Source organism: Buchnera aphidicola (Eriosoma lanigerum) (assembly GCF_964059125.1).
GTDB lineage: Bacteria > Pseudomonadota > Gammaproteobacteria > Enterobacterales > Enterobacteriaceae > Buchnera_D > Buchnera_D aphidicola_C.
This window is the reverse complement of the sequence record NZ_OZ060395.1, coordinates 535629-553781: the sequence shown is the minus strand read 5'-3', so window position 1 is coordinate 553781 and position 18153 is coordinate 535629. Positions and strand designations below refer to the sequence as shown.

The 18153-nt window shown below is 29.1% G+C and carries 31 protein-coding genes; all 31 read left to right on the top strand.

The window, feature by feature from the left end:
* Window positions 1-4 precede the first annotated feature (4 nt).
* Window positions 5-475 carry a 30S ribosomal protein S7 gene (rpsG, locus tag AB4W75_RS02370; RefSeq protein ID WP_367679363.1) on the top strand — a complete coding sequence of 157 codons (471 nt, stop codon included), beginning with the start codon at window positions 5-7 and terminating at the stop codon, window positions 473-475.
* A gap of 63 nt (window positions 476-538) precedes the next feature.
* A complete protein-coding gene (fusA, locus tag AB4W75_RS02365; protein ID WP_367679362.1) occupies window positions 539-2644 on the top strand; it encodes an elongation factor G in 2106 nt (701 codons plus the stop codon).
* A gap of 96 nt (window positions 2645-2740) precedes the next feature.
* Window positions 2741-3925 (top strand): elongation factor Tu, encoded by a 1185-nt coding sequence (tuf, locus tag AB4W75_RS02360; protein ID WP_367679361.1) that lies wholly within the window; start codon window positions 2741-2743, stop codon window positions 3923-3925.
* 522 nt (window positions 3926-4447) lie between these two features.
* Window positions 4448-4759, top strand: coding sequence for a 30S ribosomal protein S10 (gene rpsJ / locus AB4W75_RS02355; protein ID WP_367676520.1), 312 nt, complete (start codon window positions 4448-4450; stop codon window positions 4757-4759).
* Window positions 4760-4790: 31 nt separating this feature from the next.
* On the top strand, window positions 4791-5420 hold the full coding sequence (rplC, locus tag AB4W75_RS02350; RefSeq protein WP_367679360.1) for a 50S ribosomal protein L3: 630 nt from the start codon (window positions 4791-4793) through the stop codon (window positions 5418-5420).
* Window positions 5421-5433: 13 nt separating this feature from the next.
* On the top strand, window positions 5434-6045 hold the full coding sequence (rplD, locus tag AB4W75_RS02345; protein WP_367679683.1) for a 50S ribosomal protein L4: 612 nt from the start codon (window positions 5434-5436) through the stop codon (window positions 6043-6045).
* Entirely contained in the window at window positions 6039-6344 is a 306-nt protein-coding gene (gene rplW / locus AB4W75_RS02340; protein WP_367679682.1) for a 50S ribosomal protein L23, read from the top strand. The genes rplD and rplW overlap by 7 nt, the downstream gene beginning before the upstream one ends.
* A 19-nt stretch (window positions 6345-6363) precedes the next feature.
* Window positions 6364-7182 carry a 50S ribosomal protein L2 gene (gene rplB, locus AB4W75_RS02335; RefSeq protein ID WP_367679359.1) on the top strand — a complete coding sequence of 273 codons (819 nt, stop codon included), beginning with the start codon at window positions 6364-6366 and terminating at the stop codon, window positions 7180-7182.
* A 23-nt stretch (window positions 7183-7205) separates the two neighbouring features.
* A complete protein-coding gene (gene rpsS / locus AB4W75_RS02330) occupies window positions 7206-7505 on the top strand; it encodes a 30S ribosomal protein S19 (RefSeq protein WP_367679358.1) in 300 nt (99 codons plus the stop codon).
* A gap of 4 nt (window positions 7506-7509) precedes the next feature.
* Window positions 7510-7836: a 50S ribosomal protein L22 gene (gene rplV, locus AB4W75_RS02325; protein WP_367679357.1), complete on the top strand. Its 327-nt coding sequence runs from the start codon at window positions 7510-7512 to the stop codon at window positions 7834-7836.
* Between the two features lie 32 nt (window positions 7837-7868).
* Window positions 7869-8579, top strand: a complete 711-nt coding sequence (rpsC, locus tag AB4W75_RS02320) for a 30S ribosomal protein S3 (protein WP_367679356.1) — start codon at window positions 7869-7871, stop codon at window positions 8577-8579.
* A 2-nt stretch (window positions 8580-8581) separates the two neighbouring features.
* Entirely contained in the window at window positions 8582-8986 is a 405-nt protein-coding gene (rplP, locus tag AB4W75_RS02315) for a 50S ribosomal protein L16 (RefSeq protein WP_367679355.1), read from the top strand.
* A 6-nt stretch (window positions 8987-8992) separates the two neighbouring features.
* The gene (rpmC, locus tag AB4W75_RS02310; protein ID WP_367679354.1) at window positions 8993-9184 is read left to right on the top strand and encodes a 50S ribosomal protein L29; all 192 of its coding nucleotides are present in this window, start codon (window positions 8993-8995) and stop codon (window positions 9182-9184) included.
* Window positions 9174-9431, top strand: a complete 258-nt coding sequence (gene rpsQ, locus AB4W75_RS02305) for a 30S ribosomal protein S17 (RefSeq protein ID WP_367679353.1) — start codon at window positions 9174-9176, stop codon at window positions 9429-9431. Before rpmC ends, rpsQ begins: the two co-directional genes overlap by 11 nt.
* An 80-nt stretch (window positions 9432-9511) precedes the next feature.
* Window positions 9512-9880 (top strand): 50S ribosomal protein L14, encoded by a 369-nt coding sequence (gene rplN / locus AB4W75_RS02300; RefSeq protein ID WP_367679352.1) that lies wholly within the window; start codon window positions 9512-9514, stop codon window positions 9878-9880.
* A gap of 15 nt (window positions 9881-9895) precedes the next feature.
* Entirely contained in the window at window positions 9896-10210 is a 315-nt protein-coding gene (rplX, locus tag AB4W75_RS02295; RefSeq protein ID WP_367679351.1) for a 50S ribosomal protein L24, read from the top strand.
* Window positions 10211-10224: 14 nt separating this feature from the next.
* On the top strand, window positions 10225-10764 hold the full coding sequence (gene rplE / locus AB4W75_RS02290) for a 50S ribosomal protein L5 (RefSeq protein WP_367679350.1): 540 nt from the start codon (window positions 10225-10227) through the stop codon (window positions 10762-10764).
* A 30-nt stretch (window positions 10765-10794) separates the two neighbouring features.
* A complete protein-coding gene (gene rpsN, locus AB4W75_RS02285; protein WP_367679349.1) occupies window positions 10795-11100 on the top strand; it encodes a 30S ribosomal protein S14 in 306 nt (101 codons plus the stop codon).
* Between the two features lie 35 nt (window positions 11101-11135).
* The gene (gene rpsH, locus AB4W75_RS02280) at window positions 11136-11528 is read left to right on the top strand and encodes a 30S ribosomal protein S8 (RefSeq protein ID WP_367679348.1); all 393 of its coding nucleotides are present in this window, start codon (window positions 11136-11138) and stop codon (window positions 11526-11528) included.
* A 17-nt stretch (window positions 11529-11545) separates the two neighbouring features.
* Window positions 11546-12082 carry a 50S ribosomal protein L6 gene (rplF, locus tag AB4W75_RS02275; RefSeq protein ID WP_367679347.1) on the top strand — a complete coding sequence of 179 codons (537 nt, stop codon included), beginning with the start codon at window positions 11546-11548 and terminating at the stop codon, window positions 12080-12082.
* Window position 12083: 1 nt separating this feature from the next.
* Entirely contained in the window at window positions 12084-12458 is a 375-nt protein-coding gene (gene rplR / locus AB4W75_RS02270; protein WP_367679346.1) for a 50S ribosomal protein L18, read from the top strand.
* A 14-nt stretch (window positions 12459-12472) separates the two neighbouring features.
* Entirely contained in the window at window positions 12473-12976 is a 504-nt protein-coding gene (gene rpsE / locus AB4W75_RS02265) for a 30S ribosomal protein S5 (protein ID WP_367679345.1), read from the top strand.
* 7 nt (window positions 12977-12983) lie between these two features.
* The gene (gene rpmD / locus AB4W75_RS02260; protein ID WP_367679344.1) at window positions 12984-13166 is read left to right on the top strand and encodes a 50S ribosomal protein L30; all 183 of its coding nucleotides are present in this window, start codon (window positions 12984-12986) and stop codon (window positions 13164-13166) included.
* 3 nt (window positions 13167-13169) lie between these two features.
* Entirely contained in the window at window positions 13170-13610 is a 441-nt protein-coding gene (rplO, locus tag AB4W75_RS02255; RefSeq protein ID WP_367679343.1) for a 50S ribosomal protein L15, read from the top strand.
* Between the two features lie 6 nt (window positions 13611-13616).
* Window positions 13617-14945 carry a preprotein translocase subunit SecY gene (secY, locus tag AB4W75_RS02250; RefSeq protein ID WP_367679342.1) on the top strand — a complete coding sequence of 443 codons (1329 nt, stop codon included), beginning with the start codon at window positions 13617-13619 and terminating at the stop codon, window positions 14943-14945.
* A 38-nt stretch (window positions 14946-14983) separates the two neighbouring features.
* The gene (gene rpmJ / locus AB4W75_RS02245; RefSeq protein ID WP_367679341.1) at window positions 14984-15100 is read left to right on the top strand and encodes a 50S ribosomal protein L36; all 117 of its coding nucleotides are present in this window, start codon (window positions 14984-14986) and stop codon (window positions 15098-15100) included.
* 96 nt (window positions 15101-15196) lie between these two features.
* Window positions 15197-15553 (top strand): 30S ribosomal protein S13, encoded by a 357-nt coding sequence (gene rpsM, locus AB4W75_RS02240; RefSeq protein WP_367679340.1) that lies wholly within the window; start codon window positions 15197-15199, stop codon window positions 15551-15553.
* Between the two features lie 23 nt (window positions 15554-15576).
* A complete protein-coding gene (rpsK, locus tag AB4W75_RS02235) occupies window positions 15577-15966 on the top strand; it encodes a 30S ribosomal protein S11 (protein ID WP_367679339.1) in 390 nt (129 codons plus the stop codon).
* A 33-nt stretch (window positions 15967-15999) separates the two neighbouring features.
* The gene (gene rpsD / locus AB4W75_RS02230; protein WP_367679338.1) at window positions 16000-16620 is read left to right on the top strand and encodes a 30S ribosomal protein S4; all 621 of its coding nucleotides are present in this window, start codon (window positions 16000-16002) and stop codon (window positions 16618-16620) included.
* Between the two features lie 32 nt (window positions 16621-16652).
* Entirely contained in the window at window positions 16653-17642 is a 990-nt protein-coding gene (gene rpoA, locus AB4W75_RS02225) for a DNA-directed RNA polymerase subunit alpha (protein ID WP_367679337.1), read from the top strand.
* Window positions 17643-17686: 44 nt separating this feature from the next.
* Window positions 17687-18067 carry a 50S ribosomal protein L17 gene (gene rplQ, locus AB4W75_RS02220; protein WP_367679336.1) on the top strand — a complete coding sequence of 127 codons (381 nt, stop codon included), beginning with the start codon at window positions 17687-17689 and terminating at the stop codon, window positions 18065-18067.
* Window positions 18068-18153 lie beyond the last annotated feature (86 nt).

Here is an 18153-nt window from a genome sequence, read left to right as displayed (position 1 = left end):
AATTATGCCAAGACGTCGTATAGTAGGTCATAGAAAGATTTTACCGGATCCAAAACACCATTCTGAATTATTAGCTAAATTTATTAATATATTAATGATTGATGGAAAAAAATCAATAGCAGAAGTAATTGTATATAAAGCTTTAAAAAATTTATCTCAACGTACAAAAAAAACTGAATTAGAAAGTTTTGATTTAGCGTTAGATAATGTTCGTCCTACAGTAGAAGTAAAGTCCAGAAGAGTAGGTGGATCCACTTATCAAGTTCCTGTAGAAGTACGACCTGTTAGAAGAAATGCATTAGCTATGAGATGGATTATTGAATCAGCAAGAAAGAGAAATGATAAATCTATGGCGTTACGTTTATCAAATGAATTATTTGAAGCATTAGAAAACAAAGGAACAGCTGTTCGAAAAAAAGAAGATGTACATCGAATGGCAGAAGCTAATAAAGCTTTTGCGCATTATCGTTGGTAATCATATTTTTACATATATTTTTAAAATTGATATAGTAATAACACAATATACTACAGGAATCTAATGTCACGTAAAACCCCCATTATATATTATAGAAATATTGGTATTAGTGCTCATATAGACGCAGGAAAAACAACTACTACTGAACGGATTTTATTTTATACTGGAATTAATCATAAAATTGGTGAAGTTCATGATGGAGCTGCTACTATGGATTGGATGGAACAAGAGCAAGAAAGGGGAATTACAATTACTTCTGCTGCTACCACCACATTTTGGTCAGGGATGGCAAAACAATTTCCTTCACATAGAATTAATATCATTGATACTCCTGGACATGTAGATTTCACAATAGAAGTAGAACGATCTATGCGTGTTTTAGATGGTGTGGTCATGATATATTGTGCAGTAGGAGGAGTTCAGCCTCAATCAGAAACAGTATGGCGTCAAGCTAACAAATATAAAGTACCTCGTATAGCATTTATAAATAAAATGGATCGTATGGGTGCTGATTTTTTTAAAGTAATTGATCAAATAAAAAACAGATTAGTAGCTAATCCAGTTCCATTACAAATACCTATAGGCTCTGAAGAAAAATTTACTGGTGTTATTGATATTATTAAAATGAAGGCAATTAATTGGAACGAAATAGATCAAGGAGTGACTTTTACTTATGAAAATATTCCTATAGATATGTTAGATACAGCAGAACATTGGCGTCAGAAATTAGTTGAATCAGCTGCTGAAGCGGATGAAGATATTATGGAAAAATATTTAACTGGTAAGTCACTGACGATTAATGAAATTAAACTAGCGTTACGAAAACGTGCTTTAAATAATGAAATTATGTTAGTAACTTGTGGATCAGCCTTTAAAAATAAAGGAGTACAAGCATTATTAGATTCAATTATTGAATATTTACCCTCTCCTACTGACGTACAATCTATTCAAGATATTTCTAACAACAATTCTTCATTAAATATTAGACTTTCAGATGATACAGAGCCTTTTTCAGCTTTAGCTTTTAAAATTGCTTCAGATCCTTTTGTAGGTAATTTAACTTTTTTTCGAGTATATTCAGGTATGGTTAGTTCTGGTGATGTTGTACTTAATTCTGTCAAATCTCAAAAAGAACGATTTGGTCGAATAGTACAAATGCATGCAAATAAAAGAGAAGAAGTTAAAGAAGTACGAGCAGGTGATATTGCAGCTGCAATAGGTTTAAAAAATGTTACTACAGGTGATACTTTATGTGATGTTAATCACATTATAGTTTTGGAAAAAATGGAATTTCCTGAACCTGTAATTTCTATTTCTGTTGAACCGAAAACGAATATAGATCAAGAAAGGATGGGTCAGGCTTTATCTAGACTAGCTAAAGAAGATCCATCTTTTCGAGTATGGATTGATCATGAGTCTAATCAAACAATTATTGCAGGAATGGGAGAGTTACATTTAGAAATTATTGTTGATAGAATGAAACGTGAATTTAGTGTAGAAGCTAATATAGGAAAACCACAAGTTGCTTATAGAGAAACTATTCGAAATACAGTTGAAAATATTGAAGGTAGACATATTAAACAGTCTGGTGGAAGAGGACAGTATGGTCATGTTGTAATAGATTTGTTTCCTTTAGAACCTGGAAAAGAGGGGTATTTATTTTTAAACGAAATAAAAGGTGGAGTTATTCCTGGAGAATATATTCCTGCTGTGAACAAAGGTATTCAAGAACAATTAAAGTTTGGACCATTAGCTGGATATCCTGTTGTGGATATTGGAGTTCGTTTATGTTTTGGTTCATATCATGATGTAGATTCTTCTGAATTAGCATTTAAAATTGCTGCCTCAATAGCTTTTAAAAATGCATTTAATAAAGCTAATCCTGTATTATTAGAACCAATAATGAAAGTTGAAGTTGAAACTCCTGATGATTATATGGGTGATGTCATAGGTGATTTAAGTCGTCGTAGAGGAATCATTGAAGGTATGAGTGATACTTCATCAAATAAAATTATTCAAGCTCGTATACCTTTGTCTGAAATGTTTGGATATGCTACTGATTTACGTTCTCAGACTCAAGGTCGTGCTTCTTATTCTATGGAGTTTTTACAGTATTCAGAAGCTCCATCTCATATTTCTGATACAATTGTTAAAAATAGGGATAATTAAATATTTTTATTAATAAAAATTATAGTTTAAAAATATTATATATACTATTTCGTATTGTTTAATATTATTACATATTATATATATAAGGATACAATGATGTCTAAAGAAAAATTTAATCGTTCTAAACCTCATATTAATGTTGGTACTATAGGTCATGTAGATCATGGTAAAACTACTTTGACAGCTGCTATAACAACTGTTTTAGCAAAAACTCATGGTGGATCAGCTTATGCTTTTGATCAAATAGATAATGCCCCAGAAGAAAAAGCTAGGGGTATTACAATCAATACATCTCATGTTGAATATGATACATTAGTTCGACATTATGCACATGTAGATTGTCCTGGACATGCTGATTATATAAAAAATATGATTACTGGTGCAGCACAAATGGATGGTGCTATATTAGTTGTTGCTGCCACAGATGGTCCTATGCCTCAAACAAGAGAACATATATTGTTAGGACGTCAAGTAGGTGTTCCATATATTATTGTTTTTCTTAATAAATGTGATATGGTTGATGATGAAGAATTATTAGAATTAGTAGAAATGGAAGTTAGAGATTTGTTAACTCAATATAACTTTCCAGGAGATGATACTCCTATCATACGTGGTTCAGCTTTAAAAGCATTAGAAGGTGATCCTGTTTGGGAATCTAAAATTATTGATTTATCTAATTTTCTAGATACTTATATTCCTGAACCAAAGAGAGCAATAGAACAACCTTTTTTATTACCTATAGAAGATGTCTTTTCTATTTCAGGTAGAGGTACTGTAGTTACAGGTAGAGTCGAAAGTGGTGTTATTAAGATAGGAGAAGAAGTAGAAATTGTTGGTATTCAACCTACTATTAAGACCACTTGTACAGGTGTTGAAATGTTTAGAAAATTATTAGATGAAGGTAGAGCGGGAGAAAATGTAGGAGTTTTATTAAGAGGTACTAAGCGAGACGAAATAGAAAGAGGTCAAGTATTAGCTAAACCTGGTACTATTCATCCTCACATGAAATTTGAATCTGAAGTATATGTGTTATCTAAAGAGGAAGGTGGTAGACATACTCCTTTTTTTAAAGGGTATCGACCTCAATTTTATTTTCGTACTACTGATGTTACTGGATCTATAGAGTTACCAGAAGGAATAGAAATGGTAATGCCAGGAGATAATATCAAAATGGTGGTAACCTTAATTCATCCTATTGCAATGTCTGATGGATTACGTTTTGCTATTCGAGAAGGTGGTCGTACAGTAGGAGCTGGTGTAGTATCTAAAGTTTTAAATTAGTTAAATATAGATAGTAATGAGATATAAAATATATTATTCATCAAGAAAAGTAATTTTAATTAACTTTTCTTGATGCAAACTATATTTATACATAGATGTATATACCTTATAAATAATATAATTAAAGATATAGAATACATTTCTAGAATATTTTTTTATAAAAAAGTAATATTTATTTATGTACGTTATATAATAAATCTGATAAAATTTATTTCTATTAATTAATTTTATTTTATATATTATTAATAATTGTAATTATTATACAATAATGTAACTACATAATATAACTATTAAGTTCATCTTAAGAATTAAACATATGTTTAAGTTACTTTTATAAAACATTTACTATAGTTTTTAAAATATATTAATTGCATATATTTAAATACTTATTATTAATTAATATTAATACAATACTCCTTATTTTGGAGTTAAAATTTTAACAATTACGCTAATCATACGATTTTTGTGTATAGAAAAGTGTGGTTTTTTTAGTTTATATATTATAATTGGAGTTCTGGTATAATGCAGAACCAAAGAATTCGTATCCGTCTTAAAGCTTTTGATCATAGGTTGATAGATCTTTCTACAGCTGAAATTGTTGAAACAGCTAAAAGAACAGGAGCACAAGTAAGAGGACCTATTCCTTTACCGACTCGTAAAGAACGTTTTACTATCTTAATTTCTCCACATGTTAATAAAGATGCTCGTGATCAATATGAAATACGTACACATAAGCGCCTTATTGACATTGTTGAACCTACTGAAAAAACTGTAGATGCTTTAATGCGTTTAGATCTTGCAGCAGGTGTAGATGTACAAATCAGTTTAGGATAATTGAGATAATAAAGTAATTAAGGAGAAAACAGTGGTAGGTTTAGTTGGAAAAAAAATTGGAATGACTCGTTTATTTACTAAAGAAGGGATGTCTATTCCAGTTACTGTAATTAATATAGAACCAAATAGAGTTACTCAAATTAAAACAAAAGAAAAAGATAATTATCGTGCTATTCAAGTAACTACTGGAGAAAAAAAGTTAAATCGTCTTAATAAACCTCAACAAGGTCATTTTATTAAATCTTCTGTTGTGGCTGGAAGAGGATTATGGGAATTTTGTATAACATCACATGAAAAATTTATGGTTGGTCAAGTTATTCATTTAGATATTTTAATAAATGTTCATAAAGTAGATATTACTGGTACATCTAAAGGAAAAGGATTTTCTGGAACAGTAAAACGTTGGAATTTTAGTACACAGGATGCAACTCATGGTAATTCTTTGTCTCATCGTGTTCCTGGATCTATTGGTCAAAATCAAACACCAGGTAAAGTTTTTAAAGGTAAAAAAATGTCAGGGCAATTAGGTAATCATCAAGTGACAGTACAAAATTTAAAAATAGTACGTATTGACACAAACCGAAACATTCTTTTGGTAAAAGGTTCTGTCCCTGGTTCAACAGGTAGTGATTTAATTGTCAAACCCGCTGTTAAGACCTAAGGAGTGGAAGGTAATGGAATTAGCACTAACGGATGTACAAACAATGATTTCTGTTTCTGAAGTAGTGTTTGGACTTGATTTTAATGAAGCATTAGTTCATCAAGTAGTGGTTGCTTATTCTGCTGGTACCAGACAAGGAACAAAAGGTCAAAAAAGTCGTGCAGAAGTTTCTGGTTCTGGAAAAAAACCTTGGCGTCAAAAAGGGACTGGTCGTGCAAGAGTAGGTTCGATTAGAAGTCCTCTTTGGCGCTCTGGTGGAGTAACTTTTGCGGCTGAAACAAAAAATTATATTAAAAAAGTTAACAAAAAAATGTATAAAGGTGCATTAAAAAGTATTTTTTCTGAGTTAGTACGTCAAAAAAGATTAATAATATTTAGTAAATTTTCTATTGATTTACCAAAAACTAGATTGTTACTGGAAAAATTAAAAATTACAAAGTTACTAAAAAATATATTAATTATTACTGATAAAATAGATAATACGTTATTATTAGCTTCTCGAAATTTGCATAAAGTAAATGTAAAGAATGTTGTTTCTGTAGATCCTATCAGTTTAATTGCTTGTCAACAAGTAGTTATAACCGTAGATGCTATAAAGAAACTAGAGGAAATGTTGATATCATGAATAATGATAAATTATTTAAAGTATTGCTGGCTAAACATATCTCAGAAAAGTCATCTATGTTGATAGAAAAAAAACATACAGTTGTCTTGAAAGTTGATAGATCAGTTAATAAATTTGAAATTAAAACAGCTATTCAAAAATTATTTAATATTAAAGTAAAAAATGTTAATACTTTAATAGTAAAAGGAAAAAATAAAAAAAATAGAAATCATATTATTTATGGAAAAAAATGGAAAAAAGCATATGTTAGCTTATATAAGGGTGAAAACATAGATTTTATAGGAATTGGAAACAAGTAGTATTTGGAGAAATTGTATAATGGCACTAGTTAAATGTAAACCGACATCGCCTGGTCGTCGTCATGTCATTAAGGTTGTCAATCCAGAATTATATAAAGGTCGTCCTTGTTCTTTATTATTAAAAAAGAAAATTAAAACTGGAGGAAGAAATAATCATGGACATATTACCACACGACATATAGGAGGAGGACATAAAAAATCGTATAGAATTATTGATTTTAAAAGAAACAAAGATAACATCTTAGGTAAAGTAGAACGTTTTGAATATGATCCCAATCGTTCTGCTAACATTGCATTAATTTTATACCAGGATGGAAATCGAAGATATATTATAGCTCCTAAAGGATTAAAAATCGGAGATACTATCGTTTCTGGGTTACAAGCAAATATTAAAATTGGTCATTCTTTACCAATGAAATATATTCCTGTTGGAACTATGTTGCATAATGTTGAAATAAAACCAGGAAAAGGAGGGCAATTAGCTCGTTCTGCTGGAAGTTATGTACAACTGGTATCAAGAGAATCAATGTATGTTAGTTTACGCTTACGATCAGGTGAAATGAGAAAAGTAGAATCAAATTGTAGAGCTACAATAGGAGAAGTAGGTAATTCTGAACATATGTTACGTGTATTAGGTAAGGCTGGAGCTTCACGTTGGAGAGGTATTCGTCCTACTGTAAGAGGTACAGCAATGAATCCAGTTGATCATCCTCATGGAGGTGGTGAAGGAAGAAATTTTGGAAAACACCCAGTAAGTCCTTGGGGAACACAAACAAAAGGTAAAAAAACTAGAAAAAACAAACGTACGGAAAAATATATTTTACGTCATAGAAATTAATAATGATAATAAAGGATCAGTATATGCCAAGATCATTAAAAAAAGGACCTTTTATAGATGTTAGTTTATTTAAAAAAGTAGAAAACGCTGTGTTAAATAATGTAAAAAAACCTTTAAAGACTTGGTCTCGTCGTTCAACTATTTTCCCAAATATGATTGGATTAACTATATCTGTTCATAATGGTAGACAACATATTCCTATTTTTATATCTGAAGAAATGGTAGGACATAAGTTAGGTGAATTTTCTCCTACGAGAACATATAAAGGGCATTTAGCAGATAAAAAAACAAAAAAAGTGTCTAGTACAAAAAAAGGAACATAGATAGATGGAATCTCTAGCTAAATATAAACAAGCTAATGCTTCAGCTCAAAAAATTCGTTTAGTAGCAAATTTAATACGTGGAAAAACTATCTCAAAAGCATTAGATATTTTAACATATACGAACAAAAAATCTTCGTTGTTGTTAAAAAAAGTATTAGAATCAGCTATCGCTAATGCTGAACATAATAATGGTACTGATTTAGATGGATTAAAAGTAACAAAAATTTTAGTTGATGAAGGTCCTACAATGAAACGTATGATGCCTCGTGCTAAAGGGCGTGCTGATAGAATTTTAAAACGTACAAGTCATATTACTGTAGTAGTAGAATAATAAATTATTCACTTCTTCTGGAGAAAGCTAGTATGGGACAAAAAGTTCATCCTAATGGGATGCGATTAGGTATAATTAAATCTTGGAATTCTATTTGGTTTGCAAATAGTAAAAATTTTGCAAATTATTTAGATAGTGATTTTAAAGTTAGAAAATTTTTAATGCAAAAATTATCTAAAGCTTTTATATCAAAAATTATTATAGAAAGGCCTGCTAAAAGTATTAGAGTAACTATCTATACAGCACGTCCTGGGATTGTAATTGGTAAAAAGGGAGAAGATGTAGATAAATTAAGAAAGGTAATATCTACTATTTCTGGAGTTCCCGCTCAAATTAATATTTCAGAAATTAAAAAACCTGAATTAGATGCAAAATTAGTTGCAGATAGTATTAGTTCTCAATTAGAAAGAAGAGTGATGTTTCGTAGGGCTATGAAAAGAGCTGTACAAAATAGTATTCGTCAAGGTGCTAAAGGTATTAAAGTAGAAGTTAGTGGAAGATTAGGTGGTACAGAAATAGCTCGTACTGAATGGTATAGGGAAGGACGTGTACCGTTACATACATTACGAGCAGATATTGAATATAATACTGCAGAAGCACATACTACATATGGTGTTATTGGTGTTAAAGTGTGGATTTTCAAAGGGGAAATTTTAGATGGAATGTCTATTATTAATCCTCTAGAAAAATCTGTTATTTCACAAAAGAAACAGAATCGAAAAAATCGTAAGTTAGGAGGATGAATATGTTTCAACCAAAGCGAACGAAATTTCGAAAAATGCATAAAGGTAGAAATCGTGGATTGGCTGTAGGTACAGACGTACATTTTGGTTCATTTGGTTTAAAAGCTATTGATAGAGGTAGATTAACTGCACGTCAAATTGAATCTGCTAGAAGAACAATAACTAGAGCAGTTAAACGTCAAGGAAAAATGTGGATTCGTATATTTCCAGATAAACCTATTACTCAAAAACCACTAGAGGTAAGAATGGGTAAAGGTAAGGGAAATGTTGAATATTGGGTGGCTTTAGTACAACCAGGGAAAATATTATATGAAGTTTCTGGTATATCTGAAGAACAATCAAGAGAAGCTTTTAAATTAGCTGCTTCTAAATTACCTGTTAAAACTACTTTTGTTTTCAAGAGATAATTTAATATGAATGAATTACAACTAAAAAAAGAAAATGAGTTACAAGAAGAATTGTTAGCTTTATGTAGAGAACAATTTAATTTAAAAATTCAATTATCATCAGGTAAATTACAGAAATTTCATTTATTAAAAAATGTACGTCGTAATATTTCTCGAATTAAAACATTATTAAGTGAAAAAAACACAAATGAAAGTTAAAAATAGTCGTTTATTGAATGGTTGTGTTATAAGTGATAAAATGCAAAAGTCAATTGTTGTAGCAATTGAAAGATTAGTAAAACATAATTTATATGGAAAATTTATTAAACGTACTACGAAATTACATGTTCATGATGAAAAAAATGAATGTAAAGAGGGTGATATAGTAGAAATTTGTGAATGTCGTCCTATTTCTAAAACTAAATCATGGAAACTTGTCCGTATTGTTGAAAAAAGTATATCTTAATAATATGTTATTAAATTATAATTTAACTATAAATTTGAAGTATTAGTAATATTTAAAATTTTTTTTTTACGGAGTTTTTTATGATACAAACACAAACAGTGTTAAATATTGCTGATAATTCAGGTGCTCGTTCAGTTATGTGTATTAAAGTTTTAGGTGGATCAAGAAGAAGATATGCAAGTATTGGAGATATTATTAAAGTTGCAGTAAAAGAAGCTATTCCAAGAAGTAAAGTTAAGAAAGGAGAAGTTTTAAAAGCAGTGATAGTTAGAACTAAAAAAGGTATTCGTCGTTCTGATGGTTCTTTAATTCGTTTTGATAATAATGCTTGTGTCATTTTAAATAATAATGAACAACCATTAGGAACACGTATTTTTGGACCGGTTACTCGTGAATTAAGAATAGAAAAATTTATGAAAATTATTTCATTAGCTCCTGAAGTATTGTAATTAAGGTAATGTAGTATGGCTACTAAAATAAAAAAAAATGATGAAGTTTTTGTATTGTCTGGAAAAGAAAAAGGAAAAAAAGGAATTGTACAATCTGTTATTAATGCTAAAAAAGTTATAATACGTGGAGTAAATTTAGTCACTAAACATCAAAAACCAATTCCTTCTAGAAATCAAACTGGAGGAATTATAAAAAAAGAATCATGTATTTCTATTTCTAATGTTGCAATTTATAATTCTATTACTAAAAAACCAGATCGAATTGGTTTCAGATTTGAAAATGGTAAAAAAATACGATTTTTCAAATCAAATAAAGAAAAAGTTCAGTAAATAGGAGATAAAGAATGGATACTCTATATAAGTATTATAAAGATACAGTAATTAAGCAACTCATGATTAAATTTAATTATTGTTCTGCTATGCAAGTTCCTAAAATTGAAAAAATTACTTTAAATATGGGAGTAGGTGATGCAGGAGCTGACAAAAAGATTTTAGATCATGCTTTAACAGATTTATCATTAATAACTGGACAAAAAGCTTTAATAACCAAAGCTAAGAAATCAGTAGCAAGTTTTAAAATTAGACAAGGTTATCCAATTGGTTGTAAAGTTACATTAAGAAATGAACGTAAGTGGAATTTTTTTAATCGTTTAATTAATATTGCTATACCTAGAATTCGTGATTTTCGTGGATTATCAAAAAAATCTTTTGATGGAAGAGGAAATTATAGTATGGGTATTAGAGAACAAATTATTTTCCCTGAAATTAATTATGATAAAATAAATCATGTTCGTGGATTAGATATTACGATTACTACTACAGCAAAATCTGATAGTGAAGGTTTAGCTTTATTATCTGCTTTTCATTTTCCATTTCGTAAATAATATTACAATCAAGTTGATAAGGAAAATATAATGGCTAAACAGTCTATGAAAGCAAGAGAATTAAAACGTATAAAATTGACTACTAAATTTTCTATTAAAAGAATGAAATTAAAATCGATTATTTCTGATTTAAGTTTATCTCAAGAAAATAGGTGGAATGCGATATTAAAATTACAGAAATTACCTCGTGATTCTAGTCCATCTCGTCAAAGAAATAGATGTAATCAAACTGGTCGTCCTCATGCTTTTTTAAGAAAATTTGGATTAAGTCGTATAAAAGTACGGGAAGCAGCGATGAGAGGTGAAATTCCTGGATTAAGAAAATCCAGTTGGTAATAAATATAATAAACGGAATATGAGAGGAAATGTAGATGAGTACACAAGATCCTATATCTGATATGTTAACTCGTATCCGAAATGGACAAATAGCTAATAAAATTTTAGTAAAAATGCCGTCTTCTATATTAAAAAAATCAATTGGAAAAGTATTAAAAGAAGAAGGATATATTCATAATTATTATATACATGGAACTACTAAAAAAGAATTAGAAATTTATTTAAAATATTTTCGTGGAAAACCAGTAATTTCCAAAATACATCGCATTAGTAAACCTAGTTTGAGAATATATAAAAAAAATAGTAAGTTACCTAAAGTTATGGATGGATTAGGTATTGCAATTATTTCTACTTCTAAAGGTGTTATGACAGATCGTACTGCTCGTAAAATGAACCTTGGTGGTGAAATTATTTGTTATGTATCATAATAATATTAGGAGGAAAAATGTCTCGTATAGCTAAGTGCCCTATTATTGTCCCTCCTGAAGTAGAAGTAATATTAAATGAAAAAAGTATTACAATTAAAAAAAATCAGATTGTATTGAATAGATTAATCAATGATAGTGTTGCAGTAAATTTTCATAATAACGTATTAACTTTTAAAAATAAATTTAATACAGTATATGGTTGGGCTCAAGCAGGTACTATTCGCTCATTAGTGTATTCTATGATTATAGGAGTCACTCATGGTTTTTATAAAAAATTGCAACTATCAGGTGTCGGTTATCGTATTGCAATACATAAAACAAATATTATTAACATGTCATTAGGATATTCTCATGTAATAGATTACAAGTTGCCTATTGGTGTTACTGCAACAGTGATTGCTCAAAATGAAATTATTTTAAAAAGTGCGGATAAACAATTAGTAGGACAAGTAGCAGCTAACTTACGTTCATATAGAGTTCCTGAATCATATAAAGGAAAAGGTGTTCGATATGAAAATGAAATAATAAAAATTAAAGAGGCAAAAAAGAAGTAAGATGATATCTAATGCAAGTACTACAAAAAAAAAGTTTGCTAGATTACGTCGTGCTAGACGTGTACGTTGTCAATTAAAGAAATTAGGAGTTATTCGTTTAGTTGTACATCGTTCTTCTCGTCATATGTATGCTCAGATTATTGTTTCTGAAAATGCTAAAGTTTTAGTTTCAGCTTCTACATTAGAACGTAACATTTTTTCATCTTTAAAATATACAGGAAATCAAGAATCTGCAGCTATTCTTGGTAGAATTATTGCTGAGAGAGCTATAAATAAAACTATTACATCAGTTTCTTTTGATCGTTCTGGTTTTCAATATCACGGTCGAGTTAAAGCATTAGCTGAATCAGCTCGAAAATCTGGACTCAAGTTTTAAGGCAAAATAATTGGATGGCTAATTTAGAAAAAAATACAGGTATTGAATTACAAGAAAAATTAATTTCTGTGAATCGAGTATCTAAAACGGTTAAAGGTGGTCGTATTTTTTCATTTACTGCTTTAACAGTAGTAGGAAATGGAGAAGGAAAAGTAGGTTTTGGTTATGGAAAAGCAAGAGAAGTACCAGCTGCTATTCAAAAAGCAATGGAAAAAGCAAGAAGAAATATGATTACTATTCCTTTAAAGAATAAAACTTTATATCATTCTTTACAAGGATTTCATACAGGTTCTATGATATTTATGAAACCTGCTTCTGATGGTACGGGAATTATAGCAGGAGGTGCTATGAGAGCAGTGTTAGAAGTTGCTGGAATTCATAATGTATTAGCTAAATCGTATGGTTCTACTAATCCTATTAATGTTGTTCGAGCTACTATGAAAGGATTGGAGAATATGAATTCTCCAGATATGATAGCTGCTAAACGCAATAAATCTATAGATGAAATTTTAGGTTAATTCTCAAATGATTATGAAAATAAAAATTACGCAAGTTAAAAGTTCTATAGGACGTTTACCAAAACATAAATCTACTTTGAAAGGATTAGGATTAAGAAGAATTGGACATAGCGTATATCGTAATAATGATAATGCTATTAGAGGAATGATAAAAAAAATTTCTTACATGTTAGAAGTAAGAGAGGAGTAAGAAATGTATTTAAATACTTTAAAAGGATCAAAAAATTCTTATAAAAGTAAAAAAAGATTAGGTAGAGGAATTGGTTCTGGTTTAGGAAAAACTTCAGGTAGAGGACATAAGGGTCAAAAATCTAGATCTGGTAGTAGTATTCGTCGTGGTTTTGAAGGAGGTCAAATGCCATTGTACAGACGTATACCAAAATTTGGATTTACTTCTAGAAAAAAAATTCTAACGGATGAAATTCGATTATTTGAATTAGAAAAAATTAAAAATAATATTATTAATTTAGAACAATTAAAATTATATAATTTAATTAATAGTAATATAAAGTATGTAAAAATCATTCTTTCCGGAACAATTAACAAACCATTGATTATACAGGGATTACGTGTTACAAAAGGTGCTCGATTAAAAATTGAAGAAGCTGGTGGTAAAATAATTGAGGAAAATTAGTATATAATGAGTAAGATATTAAAAATTAATACTAATAATATTAATTCTGGACTGACAGAATTAAAAAAAAGGTTGTTATTTTTCGTTTTTTCTTTATTAGTATTTAGAATTGGAACATTTATTCCTATACCAGGAATTAACACTATTGAATTATCTCAATTAATTAATTATCAAAAAGGAACCGTTGTTGAGATGTTTAATATGTTTTCTGGTGGAGCTTTAAGTCATGCTTCAATTTTTTCTTTAGGAATTATGCCATATATTTCTGCATCAATTATATTGCAAGTTTTAACTTTAGTGCATCCTAAGTTAAAAGATCTAAAAAAAGAAGGAGATATAGGAAGACAAAAGATTAATCGGTATATAAGGTATACTACTTTGTTTTTATCTATTTTACAATCTATAGGTATTGCTATTAGTTTTCCACATATACCAGGAATGCAAAATTTAGTAGTCAACTTAAATTTCAGTTTTTATTGTTTAGCTATTATTAGTTTAGTTACAGGAACTATGTTTTTAATGTGGTTAGGAGAATTAATTACTAAAAGTGGAATAGGAAATGGTATTTCTATTATTATTTGTACTGGTATCTTGGTAGGATTTCCTGGAGCTATTGGAAACACTATTGAAGAAATAAGACAAGGAAATTTATCCGTTTTATTATTATTTGTAATTTTAATATTAGTATTTTCTATTACTTGTTTAGTAGTTTGTATTGAAAGAAGCCAGAGAAAAATTTTTGTTAATTATGCACGTCGTCAACAAGGTAGGAAAATGTATTCTTCACATAGTACATATTTACCATTAAAAGTAAATATGTCAGGTGTGATTCCAGCTATTTTTGCTTCTAGTTTAATTTTATTTCCTGCTACTATAGTTTCTTGGTTTGGAAGTATGCATTATTTCCATTGGTTTTCATTGATAGTATGGAATTTACAACCTAATCAACCGTTATATTTAATTTTATATATTAGTACTATATTTTTCTTTTGTTTTTTTTATACAGAATTATTATTTAATCCTCGTGAGACAGCTGATAATTTAAAGAAATCAGGAGCATTTATTCCTGGAATTAGACCAGGAGAGCAAACTGCAAAATATATAAAGAAAATTATGTTACGTTTAATTTTAATTAATGCATTATATATTACTTTTATTTGTTTAATTCCAGAATTTCTTAGGAATGCTATACATGTTCCATTTTATTTTGGTGGAACTTCGTTACTGATAGTAGTAGTCGTAATTATGGATTTTATTTTGCAGATACAAACTATGATTATGTCAAATCAATATGATTCAATTTTAAAAAAAACTAATTTTAATATAAAACATTAACAAAATAATATGTTAGATATTTTTTTTGAGGTGTTATAATGAAAGTTCGAGCATCAGTAAAAACATTATGTAGAAATTGTAAAATTGTTCGAAGAAAAAATGTTGTTCGGATTATTTGTAGTAACGATCCAAAGCATAAACAACGTCAAGGATAATTGTATTTATTTTAATTATATATATAAATAATAATATTATTGATTATTATTTGTTAAAAATAAAAAATTGTAACTATCAAGATCAAGGAGTAAATAGTGGCTCGTATTGCAGGTATCAATATTCCTGATAACAAGCATGCTATTATTGCTTTAACAGCAATTTATGGTATAGGAAAAGCTCGTGCTAAAATAATTTGTTTTTCTACAGGTATATCTGAAGAAATGAAAATTGCTGATTTATCAGAAAAACAAGTAGAATTATTACGTGAAGCAGTATCTAAATTTATTGTAGAAGGTGATTTAAGAAGAGATATAACGTTAAGTATTAAAAGATTGATGGATTTAGGATGTTATCGTGGTTTAAGACATAGAAAAAGTCTACCGGTAAGAGGTCAAAGAACAAAAACAAATGCTAGAACAAGAAAAGGTCCTAGAAAATCAATAAAAAAGTAATTTAATAGTCAGGAGTTTATAGTATGGCTAAGCCAGTAATTCGTACTAGAAAACGTATAAAAAAACAAATTTTAGATGGGGTTGCTCATATACATGCTTCATTTAATAATACCATTGTAAGTATTACTGATCGTCAAGGTAATACTTTAGGTTGGGCTACTTCTGGAGGTTCTGGGTTTCGAGGTTCAAGAAAATCTACTCCTTTTGCTGCTCAAGTAGCTGCAGAGCGTTGTGCTGATTTAGTTAAAGATTATGGAATAAAAAATTTAGAAGTAATGGTTAAAGGACCAGGTCCTGGTCGTGAATCTACTATTAGAGCTTTAAATACGGCAGGTTTTAAGATTACTAATATTACTGATGTAACACCAATACCTCATAATGGTTGTCGTCCTCCCAAAAAACGTCGAGTATAAATTAGATTTTTAGATATAGGAATATAAAATATAATGGCAAAATATTTAGGACCAAAATTACGATTATGCAGAAGAGAAGGAACTGATTTATTTTTAAAGTCTGGTTTTCGTTCCATTGATTCTAAATGTAGGATTGATCATCCACCTGGGCAACATGGTGCTCGAAAACTTCGTTTATCAGATTATGCAGTTCAGTTACGTGAAAAACAAAAAGTTAGAAGATTATATGGAATTTTAGAACGTCAATTTAGAAATTATTATAATAAAGCAGCTAGGCTAAAAGGTAATACTGGAGAGAAATTATTACAATTATTAGAATATAGATTAGATAATATAGTTTATCGAATGGGTTTTAGCGTTACTAGATCAGAAGCAAGACAATTAGTAAGCCATAGATCAATATTAGTGAATTTTAAGATTGTTAATATCCCTTCTTGTCAATTATCAAAAAATGATATTATTACAGTTCATAAGAATTCTCAAAATCAATCTCGTATTAAAGCTGCTTTAGAATTATCTGAACAAAGAGAACAACCAACTTGGTTGACAGTTGATATACATAAGATGGAAGGAATAATAACGAGAATTCCTGATCGTACGGATTTATCTGCAGATATTAATGAACATTTAATTATTGAACTTTATTCTAAATAATGTGTATATATGGAAGTGAGGTGAGGTAATTCATGAAGAATTCTGTAAATGATTTTTTAAAACCAAAATTAGTAGAAATAGAACAAATAAATGTTACACATGCAAAGGTTACACTTGAACCATTAGAGAGAGGATTTGGACATACTCTAGGCAATGCTTTGCGTCGTATACTTCTTTCTTCAATGCCAGGTTGTGCTGTAACAGAAGTAGAAATTGATGGAGTTCTTCATGAATATAGTAGTAAAGAAGGAGTACAAGAAGATGTTATTGAAATTCTATTAAATTTAAAGAAATTAGCAATTAAATTACATAGTAAAGAAGAAGTAATAGTTACATTACATAAAACGGGAATAGGAATAGTCACTGCATCTGATATTGCTTATCATTCAGATGTTGAAATTATTAAACCAGAACATGTTATTTGTAATTTAACTGATGTTCATTCTTCTATAAATATGAGAATTAAAGTACAACGTGGTCGTGGTTATGTTCCTGCTTTTGCTCGTATATCTTTAGAAGATAGTAAAAATACTATAGGTAGGTTATTAGTTGATGCTTGTTATAGTCCCATAGATCAGATTTCTTATAATGTGGAAGCTGCTAGAGTAGAACAGCGTACTGATTTAGATAAGTTAATCATTGAAATGAAAACTAATGGAACTATTGATCCTGAAGAAGCAATTAGAAGAGCAGCTACAATTTTATCAGAACAATTAGAGGCTTTTGTAGATTTAAAAGATGTAAGTGAACCAGAAGTACGTGAGGAAAAACCAAGTATTGATCCTATTTTGTTACGTTTAGTAGATGATTTAGAATTAACTGTTCGTTCTGCTAATTGTTTAAAAGCGGAATCAATACATTACATAGGTGATTTAGTTCAAAGAACTGAAGTTGAATTATTAAAAACACCTAATTTAGGTAAAAAATCTTTAACTGAAATTAAAGATGTATTAGCAGCAAGAAATTTATCATTAGGTATGCATTTAGAAAATTGGCCTCCTAAAAAAATTATAGATGAATGATTTTTTGTTTATATTGTTTAAAGTAATATAATTAAGGATACGGTATGCGACATCGCAAGATTGGTAGGAAGTTTAATCGAAATCGTAGTCATCTTAAATCTATGTTTCAAAATATGTCATGTTCATTATTTCGTCATGAAATTATTAAAACCACTTTAGAAAAAGCAAAAGAACTTCGTAGATTTGTTGAGCCTTTGATAACTGTTTCAAAGACAGACACTTTATCAAATCGTAGATTACTATTTTCTAAATTAAGAAATAATGAAATAGTAGCTAAGTTATTTCATACTCTTGGTCCTAGGTATAATACTAGATTAGGTGGTTATACTAGACTATTAAAATGTGGATTTCGTGTGGGTGATAATGCTGCATTAGCTTATATCGAATTAGTAGATCGAATACAAAATAAAAAAGATAGTATTTAAATTAAAATTGATTGTGTTTGATATTTTTAAATTTGTTTTATTATATTAAATGTATGATGATTAATTTAATTATAATAATTAAAAAA

Coding starts and splice junctions, on each gene's coding strand:
- rpmJ (WP_367679341.1), top strand. CDS start 14,984: ATGAAAGTTCGAGCATCAGTAAAAACATTATGTAGAAATTGTAAAATT.
- rpsJ (WP_367676520.1), top strand. CDS start 4,448: ATGCAGAACCAAAGAATTCGTATCCGTCTTAAAGCTTTTGATCATAGG.
- rplF (WP_367679347.1), top strand. CDS start 11,546: ATGTCTCGTATAGCTAAGTGCCCTATTATTGTCCCTCCTGAAGTAGAA.
- rplP (WP_367679355.1), top strand. CDS start 8,582: ATGTTTCAACCAAAGCGAACGAAATTTCGAAAAATGCATAAAGGTAGA.
- rplE (WP_367679350.1), top strand. CDS start 10,225: ATGGATACTCTATATAAGTATTATAAAGATACAGTAATTAAGCAACTC.
- rpsE (WP_367679345.1), top strand. CDS start 12,473: ATGGCTAATTTAGAAAAAAATACAGGTATTGAATTACAAGAAAAATTA.
- rplD (WP_367679683.1), top strand. CDS start 5,434: ATGGAATTAGCACTAACGGATGTACAAACAATGATTTCTGTTTCTGAA.
- rpsS (WP_367679358.1), top strand. CDS start 7,206: ATGCCAAGATCATTAAAAAAAGGACCTTTTATAGATGTTAGTTTATTT.
- rpsD (WP_367679338.1), top strand. CDS start 16,000: ATGGCAAAATATTTAGGACCAAAATTACGATTATGCAGAAGAGAAGGA.
- fusA (WP_367679362.1), top strand. CDS start 539: ATGTCACGTAAAACCCCCATTATATATTATAGAAATATTGGTATTAGT.
- rplR (WP_367679346.1), top strand. CDS start 12,084: ATGATATCTAATGCAAGTACTACAAAAAAAAAGTTTGCTAGATTACGT.
- tuf (WP_367679361.1), top strand. CDS start 2,741: ATGTCTAAAGAAAAATTTAATCGTTCTAAACCTCATATTAATGTTGGT.
- rplO (WP_367679343.1), top strand. CDS start 13,170: ATGTATTTAAATACTTTAAAAGGATCAAAAAATTCTTATAAAAGTAAA.
- rplB (WP_367679359.1), top strand. CDS start 6,364: ATGGCACTAGTTAAATGTAAACCGACATCGCCTGGTCGTCGTCATGTC.
- rpsG (WP_367679363.1), top strand. CDS start 5: ATGCCAAGACGTCGTATAGTAGGTCATAGAAAGATTTTACCGGATCCA.
- rpmD (WP_367679344.1), top strand. CDS start 12,984: ATGATTATGAAAATAAAAATTACGCAAGTTAAAAGTTCTATAGGACGT.
- secY (WP_367679342.1), top strand. CDS start 13,617: ATGAGTAAGATATTAAAAATTAATACTAATAATATTAATTCTGGACTG.
- rplV (WP_367679357.1), top strand. CDS start 7,510: ATGGAATCTCTAGCTAAATATAAACAAGCTAATGCTTCAGCTCAAAAA.
- rpoA (WP_367679337.1), top strand. CDS start 16,653: ATGAAGAATTCTGTAAATGATTTTTTAAAACCAAAATTAGTAGAAATA.
- rplQ (WP_367679336.1), top strand. CDS start 17,687: ATGCGACATCGCAAGATTGGTAGGAAGTTTAATCGAAATCGTAGTCAT.
- rplX (WP_367679351.1), top strand. CDS start 9,896: ATGGCTACTAAAATAAAAAAAAATGATGAAGTTTTTGTATTGTCTGGA.
- rpsC (WP_367679356.1), top strand. CDS start 7,869: ATGGGACAAAAAGTTCATCCTAATGGGATGCGATTAGGTATAATTAAA.
- rpmC (WP_367679354.1), top strand. CDS start 8,993: ATGAATGAATTACAACTAAAAAAAGAAAATGAGTTACAAGAAGAATTG.
- rpsN (WP_367679349.1), top strand. CDS start 10,795: ATGGCTAAACAGTCTATGAAAGCAAGAGAATTAAAACGTATAAAATTG.
- rpsH (WP_367679348.1), top strand. CDS start 11,136: ATGAGTACACAAGATCCTATATCTGATATGTTAACTCGTATCCGAAAT.
- rplN (WP_367679352.1), top strand. CDS start 9,512: ATGATACAAACACAAACAGTGTTAAATATTGCTGATAATTCAGGTGCT.
- rpsK (WP_367679339.1), top strand. CDS start 15,577: ATGGCTAAGCCAGTAATTCGTACTAGAAAACGTATAAAAAAACAAATT.
- rpsQ (WP_367679353.1), top strand. CDS start 9,174: ATGAAAGTTAAAAATAGTCGTTTATTGAATGGTTGTGTTATAAGTGAT.